Genomic DNA, 6,346 nt, shown 5'->3' on the forward strand with positions numbered 1-6,346 from the left:
TGCTGTACCAACTCGAAGGAGAAACACCATGATCCCCAATCCGTTCAAGCGGCCTGCGCCGCACAAGCAACCGTTGTTCGCACCGAGTACGTTGAAGTTGAGCGAGAAGGTGCATTGGCTGGCCCGGCGAGGCCTGATCGACCCCTTGGCCTATGTCCAGCGCCATGTGCGCGGGGACTGGGGCGAGATCGATGAGGCCACACGCCAAGCCAACGACGTGGCGATCCAACAGGACAACCTAATGATCTCGCAGTTCAGGATCACGCCGGACCTGGCGCTGATCGTCAAGACCAGCGAGGACCACCAGACCACGGTGGTCCAGCTTCCCGAAGAGCGGGACCTGATCTGAGGCCCCACATCGTCATCCTCATCCACCTGACGGAGCCACTTCACTCCGGCAGGGGTGTCGTGGCTCAATGACTCATCAAGGAGGAGCCCATGGCATCGCATCGCATCGAAACCTACTGCCAGCGGCTGGCGTTCCCCATCGGGGCGCTCATCTTCAGCAGAGGTGTAGACCGCCTGGTCCGCGCGGGTCGCCTGGACCCGATCCCGTACTTCAGGCGCCACACCCGTGGCGACTGGGGCGACGTCAACATCCAGCAATGGCAGACGAACAGCAGCGCGCTTCAATCGGGCGCGTCGCTGGAATCGCACTACGTGATCCATCCGGGGCTCGCCATTCGCATCGTCACCGATTCGCAGCGCTGCGCAACCGTCATCGTGCTTCCGTCCGAAGACTGAGCACGGTTCACCTGCGGGCCGCCCAGGCCAGCACCTTCAACCACCCTCAGCCACGCGTCGATTCTCTTCCCACCACGGGGCATGCCATTGCCCCGCTGGGGGTGGTGCATGCCCCATTTTTCTTTGGAGCATCACCATGTCCCTCGATCTCGAAACCACTGCCGCTGAATCCGCGCCCGTACAGGGCGAACTGCTCGACGCGGAATCTTCCCCTCTGACCCTGAGCCTTCAGGATTTTGTCGGCGAGTTCGGCGACGAACTACTCGACGCCCTCAACAGCGCTAATCCGCCGGTCTATACCGGCCAACCGCAGGCGCACCGGCAACTGGTGGTCGCCAGCCTCAAGCGCAAGCTGTTCCCAGCCCAGGCCGAAGTCGTCCACGCCGCCGCCGAGCTGCTGATCGACCGTGGCGAACGTGCTGCGATCGTCAATGGCGAGATGGGCTGCGGCAAGACGACCGTCGGCATTGCCACGGCCGCCGTGCTCAACGCCGAAGGCTATCGCCGCACTCTGGTGCTGTCGCCGCCCCACCTGGTTTACAAGTGGCGGCGCGAGATCCAGGAGACGGTGGCCGGTGCCAAGGTGTGGGTACTCAACGGGCCGGATACGCTCGTCAAGCTCATCAAGCTGCGCGAGCAGTTGGGCGTGCAGCCCACGGGCCAGGAGTTCTTCGTCCTGGGGCGCGTCAGGATGCGGATGGGCTTTCACTGGAAGCCTGTCTTCACCACGCGGCGCACCCGCCACGGCGACGTGGCGGCCTGCCCGGACTGCGGCACGGTCATCACCGACCTCGACGGCGAGCCGGTCAACCCGATCGCGCTCCAAGCCGAGGAGTGCCGCAGGAAGTGCGGCCACTGCGCCGCGCCCCTGTGGACACTGATCCGCCCGCGCAGTCTGTCCGGCAGCGACCAGTCCTCGGCCGTGCTCAAAGCCTTAAAGCGCATACCGACCATCGGAGAGGTCACCGCGCAGAAGCTGATGCAAAAGTTCGGTGACGGGTTCCTGGCGTCGATGCTCGGCGACAACATCCATGAGTTCATCAACCTCATGGATGGCAACGGCGAGCTGGTGTTTTCCGACCGTCAGGCCACGCGCATGGAACGTGCGATGGCCAACATGGAGTTCGGCTTTGGCGAGGGCGGCTATCAGCCGTCCGAGTTCATCAAACGCTACCTGCCGCAAGGCACGTTCGACCTGCTCATCGCCGATGAGGCACATGAGTACAAGAACGGGGGCAGTGCCCAGGGCCAGGCCATGGGCGTGCTGGCGGCGAAGGCTCGCAAGACCTTGCTGCTGACCGGCACGTTGATGGGCGGCTACGGGGACGACCTGTTCCACCTGCTGTTCCGAGCCCTTCCGGGGCGGATGATCGAAGACGGCTACCGCCCGACCACGAGCGGCAGCATGACCTCGGCTGCGATGGCGTTCATGCGCGATCACGGGGTGTTGAAGGACATCTACTCCGAGAGCACCGGCACGGCGCACAAGACGGCCAAGGGCACCAAGGTATCGGTGCGCACGGTCAAGGCCCCGGGGTTTGGCCCCAAGGGCGTGCTGCGCTGCATCCTGCCGTTCACGATCTTTCTCAAGCTCAAGGACATCGGTGGCAACGTCCTGCCGCCGTATGACGAGGAGTTCCGTGAAGTCGCGATGGACACGGCGCAAGCCGCGGCCTACCGCGATCTGGCGGGTCGGCTGACCGCGGAGCTGAAACAGGCTCTGGCGCGACGCGATACGACCTTGCTGGGTGTGGTCCTCAACGTGCTGCTGGCCTGGCCGGATTGCTGCTTCCGGTCGGAGACCGTGGTGCATCCGCGCACGCGCAACACCTTGGCGTTTGTCCCGGCTCAGTTCAACGAGTTCGAGATCAGCCCCAAGGAGCGTGAGCTGATCGACATCTGCAAAGAGGAGAAGGCGCAGGGCCGCAAGGTCCTGGCCTACACGGTCTATACCGGCACGCGCGACACCACGTCGCGCCTGAAGGTGTTGCTGGAGCAGGAAGGCTTCAAGGTGGCGGTGCTGCGCGCGAGCGTGGATGCCAGCCGCCGCGAAGACTGGATCGCCGAGCAACTGGACCGTGGCATCGACGTGCTCATCACCAACCCCGAGTTGGTCAAGACGGGGCTGGACCTGTTGGAGTTCCCGACGATCGTGTTCATGCAGTCGGGCTACAACGTGTACTCGCTCCAGCAGGCGGCACGCCGCTCCTGGCGCATCGGGCAGAAGCAGCCCGTGCGTGTGATCTACCTCGGCTACGCCGGTTCCTCGCAGATGACCTGCCTGGAGCTGATGGCCAAGAAGATCATGGTCTCGCAGTCCACCTCGGGCGACGTGCCCGAATCCGGGCTCGATGTCCTGAACCAGGACGGTGATTCCGTCGAGGTCGCACTGGCCCGGCAGCTTGTCGCCGCATGACACGTTCCACTTACGGCCCTTCGGGGCCGTTTTTTTTGCCGCTCCCGGTAAATCGGACGCTGCCTGGTTCGCATTGTTTGCTGCCGCTCGCGGCCTGAGCGGCGATGGTGAGGGCTGGATGTTTCAGGACGCCGAGCTATGTGCCCCTCTCCACCGTGGTTTCACTATCCCGAACGCCGCCTTCTGGCGGGATTTCTCGGCCTGCTGTGGTCGGTGCTGGCCGGTGGCTGCGCGACGACGACTGCGCCGGTCGCGCCCGACACCATCGCGGAAGTCTTGGCCGCGCCTGAACCCGAGGCTTCCGAGTACATCCCGGTCGTGCGCTACGCCCGCTACACACTGGTCGAACTGGCACCCATGGCGGCGCAGCGCGACCTGTTGTTGCAGACCATCGACGTGTCCATGCCCGAGGATGCCCGCGCCACGGTCGGGGATGGGCTTCGGCACGTGCTCAAACGCAGCGGCTATGGCCTGTGCCAGACCGCGCATGCCGTGATCGAGCTGTACGCGCTGCCGTTGCCGGCGGTACACCTGCACCTCGGCCCCATGACCTTGCGCGATGCGCTGCTCACGCTGGCTGGCCCGGCCTGGGAACTGCACGCGGATGACCGCGCACGGCAAATCTGCTTCGAGCGGCCCGGCGATCGCGCGGTCGCCGAGTCCCCATCCGAGCCACCCGCCACCGAGGCGGTGCAGACGTTCCCGCTGGCACCCATGGTTTCGGGAGGCCAGCCATGAACGCCCCGCAACCTGCCCAGCGATCGACCGCCGCCGTGGTGGTGCAGAGCCTGATGTGGCTCTGGTTGATCTTCCTCAGCGTCTTGGCGGCCCTGGGCTACCAGGCCCTCAGCGACCAGGCCGACCAGGAGCGGCTGGATTCCCGCCTGCAACGCCTGGAAGCGCAGGCAACTGGCTTGGCCGAGACGATCGAGGCCATCCAGCAGCGCCCGGCCGTCGCGACGGACGCTGACCTCAAAGACACCCGCCAGATTCTGGAAGCACGCGCGGCCCAGGTCGAGAAATCTCTCAGTGGCTACGCAGCGGCCGACGACCTCCAGGCGCTGCGCGCGGAGGTCGAGCAGATCAAGGCGCGCCAAGCCGCCGCGCGTGCCACCGCACCCGCCCAGCGGCGCGCATCGCGCACGTCCGCCGCCTCCAAGACCGAGCTGCCGCCGCTGCCATTCCGCGTCGTCGGCGCCGAACTGCGCGCCGGCCAGCGCAGCGTGTCCGTCGCGCCGAGCATCGGGGACTTCACGCCCGCCCAACTTCAGGTGCTGCTGCCCGGGGATGCGGTCGGCCCGTGGCGCCTGCAGGCGATCGAGGGCAACACCGCAGTGTTCCAGGCCGGCAACCAGACCCGCCGCGTGGCGATTCCCTGACCGGAGCACCCCATGAAGCCGTCGATCCTCCTTTTCGCGGTCCTGGTGGCGTCGTCGCAATGGCCCGCCTGGGCGCAGCAGCCCGCAACGACCTCGGCGCGCAACGCACAGAGCCAGGAGCGCCCGCTGGCCGCCCGCGTGCTGGACGACCGGGTGGCAACCGAATGGGGCTTGCAGCCACAAGAATGGGCACGCTACCGCGAGCTGATGGATGGGCCGCTGGGTATCTACTCGCCCAACCTGGACCCGCTGTCCGCCCTGGGCATCGAAGCTCGCACGGACGAAGAACGGCGCCGCTATGCGGAACTGCAGGTGCAGGTGGAAGCGCGCCGCGTCGAGAAGCTGCTCGCCTACCAGCGCGCCTACGACGAGGCCTGGCAGCGCCTGAATCCGGGGATGCAGCGCGTGAACCTGCCCGACGACAAGCCGGGCGCCGGCCCATCCAGCAGTCCCTTGCGCGGCAGCGGCCGCATGGCGGTGTTCGTCAAGGACGGCTGCGCAGCCTGCGGACAGCTCGTGCAGCGCCTGCAATCCTCGGGCGCGGAGTTCGACCTGTACATGGTGGGCAGCCGCCAGGATGACGCGCGCATCCGCGACTGGGCCAAGCGCGCGCAGATCGACCCGGCGCGCGTGCGCGCCGGCAGCATCACGCTCAACCACGACGGCGGCCGCTGGCTGTCACTGGGCCTGCCCGGCGATCTGCCCGCCGCCGTGCGCGAAGTGAACGGCCAATGGCAGCGCCAGCCGTAGCCATGCCCCTGCGCGCACTGGTGCTCACTGCCGGCCTGTATGCCGTTGCCGCCCTGGCCCAGGAGGTTCCGCCACCGGCTTACCAGCTTGCCGCCCAGCGCGCAGGCATCCCCTCGACCGTGCTCTACGCCGTGGCCTTGCAGGAGAGCGGCATCCGGCGCAACGGGCGCCTGGTGCCGTGGCCGTGGTCCCTCAACGTCGCCGGCCAGTCGCGCCGCTTCGCCACGCGCGCCGACGCCTGCGCTGGCCTGCAGCAGGCGATGCGCGCCACGCCGCACACGCGCATTGATGCGGGCCTGGGCCAGATCAACCTCGGCTACCACAAGCACCGCTTTACCGGCGCGTGCGACCTGCTGGATCCGTATCGCAACCTGGCCGTTGCCGCCGAGATCCTGAAGGAGCAGCACACCCCCGGCGAGGACTGGCTGCTGGCGATCGGCCGCTACCACCGCCCCGCAGGCGGCGAGCCCGCCGCCCGCTATCGGCGCAGCGTGTCGCGCCACCTTGCCCGCGTGCAGGGCACGCGACCAGCCGCCGCGGTCCTCGCGGCGCGCCAGGAGACCTCCCCATGACGAAACCCCATCCCGCCCATCTCGCGTTCACGGGCCTACTCATGCTGCTGTCAGGCCTGCCGCTGGCCTCGCGTGCCGGCGAGCCACTGATCGTTGTCGAGGACCGTGGCGGCACGTCGGCATTGCCGTACTACGAAGCCCTGAATCTCCAGCCGCGCGCCAACGCACCGGCGCGGCCGTCCATCCCGACGCCCCAGGTTCCTGCCACACGGGCGGACGAAGCCGCGATGCTGCCGGTGCGCAGCGCCAAGCTCACGCCCGGCACCGTCGCGCGACGGGTGATCGAAGCGCCCGGCCTGCGGCCGTTCGTGGTCATCGGCGACGACGAGGCTTCCCGGGCCTGGTTGCAGCGCCGCGCCGCCGCTTTGCGCGAACGTGGCGCGGTCGGCCTGGTCGTCAACGTCGAGACCGCGCAGGGCCTGGCGCGGCTGCGCGCCCTGGTGCCGGGCGTGCCGCTCGCGCCCGTGGCCGGCGACGACCTGGCC

8 protein-coding genes are annotated in these 6,346 nt (G+C 67.7%); all 8 read left to right on the forward strand.

From position 1 onward, the window contains the following. Positions 1–28 precede the first annotated feature (28 nt). Complete coding sequence (locus B3361_RS09025; RefSeq protein ID WP_003116818.1) at positions 29–349, forward strand: hypothetical protein; 321 nt, start codon at positions 29–31, stop codon at positions 347–349. Between the two features lie 89 nt (positions 350–438). Then, positions 439–744, forward strand: coding sequence for a hypothetical protein (locus tag B3361_RS09030; RefSeq protein WP_003116817.1), 306 nt, complete (start codon positions 439–441; stop codon positions 742–744). A gap of 136 nt (positions 745–880) precedes the next feature. Beyond that, positions 881–3,160 carry a helicase-related protein gene (locus tag B3361_RS09035; RefSeq protein ID WP_004350563.1) on the forward strand — a complete coding sequence of 760 codons (2,280 nt, stop codon included), beginning with the start codon at positions 881–883 and terminating at the stop codon, positions 3,158–3,160. Between the two features lie 138 nt (positions 3,161–3,298). After that, positions 3,299–3,898, forward strand: coding sequence for a PilL N-terminal domain-containing protein (locus B3361_RS09040; RefSeq protein WP_003098890.1), 600 nt, complete (start codon positions 3,299–3,301; stop codon positions 3,896–3,898). Beyond that, positions 3,895–4,539 (forward strand): hypothetical protein, encoded by a 645-nt coding sequence (locus tag B3361_RS09045; RefSeq protein WP_003098888.1) that lies wholly within the window; start codon positions 3,895–3,897, stop codon positions 4,537–4,539. The genes B3361_RS09040 and B3361_RS09045 overlap by 4 nt, the downstream gene beginning before the upstream one ends. A 12-nt stretch (positions 4,540–4,551) precedes the next feature. Continuing rightward, the gene (locus tag B3361_RS09050) at positions 4,552–5,289 is read left to right on the forward strand and encodes a TIGR03759 family integrating conjugative element protein (protein ID WP_003098886.1); all 738 of its coding nucleotides are present in this window, start codon (positions 4,552–4,554) and stop codon (positions 5,287–5,289) included. Further along, complete coding sequence (locus B3361_RS09055; protein ID WP_003109780.1) at positions 5,271–5,861, forward strand: transglycosylase SLT domain-containing protein; 591 nt, start codon at positions 5,271–5,273, stop codon at positions 5,859–5,861. The genes B3361_RS09050 and B3361_RS09055 overlap by 19 nt, the downstream gene beginning before the upstream one ends. Beyond that, positions 5,858–6,346: integrating conjugative element protein (locus tag B3361_RS09060; protein WP_286920182.1), on the forward strand; the 489-nt coding region annotated here is incomplete at its 3' end. The genes B3361_RS09055 and B3361_RS09060, both read left to right, overlap by 4 nt.

Source organism: Pseudomonas sp. UBA6699 (assembly GCF_002454615.1).
Classification (GTDB): Bacteria; Pseudomonadota; Gammaproteobacteria; order Pseudomonadales; family Pseudomonadaceae; genus Aquipseudomonas; species Aquipseudomonas juntendi.

Bases quoted from the DNA above. Each gene is read 5' to 3' on its own strand.
- B3361_RS09025 (WP_003116818.1), top strand. From the start codon at position 29: ATGATCCCCAATCCGTTCAAGCGGCCTGCGCCGCACAAGCAACCGTTG.
- B3361_RS09030 (WP_003116817.1), top strand. From the start codon at position 439: ATGGCATCGCATCGCATCGAAACCTACTGCCAGCGGCTGGCGTTCCCC.
- B3361_RS09035 (WP_004350563.1), top strand. From the start codon at position 881: ATGTCCCTCGATCTCGAAACCACTGCCGCTGAATCCGCGCCCGTACAG.
- B3361_RS09040 (WP_003098890.1), top strand. From the start codon at position 3,299: ATGTGCCCCTCTCCACCGTGGTTTCACTATCCCGAACGCCGCCTTCTG.
- B3361_RS09045 (WP_003098888.1), top strand. From the start codon at position 3,895: ATGAACGCCCCGCAACCTGCCCAGCGATCGACCGCCGCCGTGGTGGTG.
- B3361_RS09050 (WP_003098886.1), top strand. From the start codon at position 4,552: ATGAAGCCGTCGATCCTCCTTTTCGCGGTCCTGGTGGCGTCGTCGCAA.
- B3361_RS09055 (WP_003109780.1), top strand. From the start codon at position 5,271: ATGGCAGCGCCAGCCGTAGCCATGCCCCTGCGCGCACTGGTGCTCACT.